The organism is Syntrophomonas sp. UBA1041 (assembly GCF_002316705.1).
Taxonomy (GTDB): domain Bacteria; phylum Bacillota; class Syntrophomonadia; order Syntrophomonadales; family Syntrophomonadaceae; genus DTU019.
In genome coordinates, this window is the sequence record NZ_DCEA01000046.1 from 5,008 (window position 1) to 6,297 (window position 1,290).

Consider the following 1,290-nt stretch of genomic DNA (forward strand, 5'->3'; position numbering starts at 1 on the left):
GGGGCTGAACAGCTTCGTCCCCGGCAATAGCAGGTGAAATGATACTGCAGATTAGAAAGGCTGCCAGCATCAGTATAATAACCCTTTTGTGCACAAAAACCATCCTTCCTGGCACGATATGTATTCTGATTATAGCCGCAAACCGACCAGCCGGTCAACTCCCCTATACAACCCGAAACCGAGGCATATTGCGCTTTATAACCCCTATTCGGGGCTGTTCACAACTATGGTTACTGAACGCACAACCGGATCCCACTTTACTGCGGCGCCAAAGGCTTCGGCAACATGGGCAATCGGCAGCATGGTGCGCCCCTGCCAGATCTCCGGAGCCACATCCATATCGGATAAAGTTCCGTTATGAATAAGCGCTCTGCTGCCAATCCAGATTTGCACCTTTTGGTCACCCTTGCTAAGTACCACGCTGCGGGTCTCTCCATCCCATTGAATATTCTGTTCATCTATTCCCAGACTGTAGGCCACATAACGCACCGGCAGATAGGTGCGCCCCTCCTTTATATAAGGCTGTACATCCATCTCCGGCTGCACTTCACCATCGAGGCTGTAGAAGGGACTGCCGATGGTGAAAACCGCCTGCTGCTGCTGAACAGGTTGAGGTTGCGGATCGGGTTCCGGTTCCGGCACCGGAACAAGTTTATAAGGCACCTGGGCGAACAGGTATTGGCCTCCGCTTATGGTAGAATCCAGAGAATCGATGGTCACCTCGATATCCCCCAAGAAATCATTGACTGCGAAAACCAGAGGGATCTCCAATTGTGAGACCGACTCCGGATCGGCCGCGGTGACGGTGATCTCGACTGTCCTGGCATTGCGCAATTCCGCCTCCACCGAACAGTTCTGGCATATTATGTCTTCACTTTCGTAGGTGGCCGTGCCGTTCGAATCACGGATCCACTCCACCCCCATGGGCAGCAAGAGTTCAAAAGTTTGGCCGGCTTGGATTCCATTTGGAAAAGCTTCTTCCTCGATAATAGTAAGATCGGTGCGGGGGTAGCCGCGATAATCATCTCCCACCGACACCACCCGGTTAACCGAGTTCCTGGTTGCCGCTTGAGCCATGCCTGCCCCGGCGGACAGCATCAACAAGGATATTAGCAGCATAATCATGATATTTTTAATCGGTCTTGTCATAGTGTACCTCCTTCACCCAGGTATACGCTTCTTTTCAGACTTTCTTGCCTTTATATGCATTTTATCTCAACTACTGGTCAATGAGTCCAATTTTTTAGTTTTTTTGAAATCAGGAATGCCGGGTGATATCTCCCCATCCTG

Annotated in this window: 1 protein-coding gene; it reads right to left on the reverse strand. The window is 50.9% G+C overall.

Annotation, left to right across the window (positions count from 1 at the left end):
* Window positions 1-204: 204 nt before the first annotated feature.
* A complete protein-coding gene (locus B2633_RS07205) occupies window positions 205-1,149 on the reverse strand; it encodes a copper amine oxidase N-terminal domain-containing protein (RefSeq protein WP_483169926.1) in 945 nt (314 codons plus the stop codon).
* Between the last annotated feature and the right edge of the window lie 141 nt (window positions 1,150-1,290).

What these genes read in the sequence shown, in the direction of transcription:
- B2633_RS07205 (WP_483169926.1), bottom strand. Translation starts at nt 1,149, where the DNA reads ATGACAAGACCGATTAAAAATATCATGATTATGCTGCTAATATCCTTG.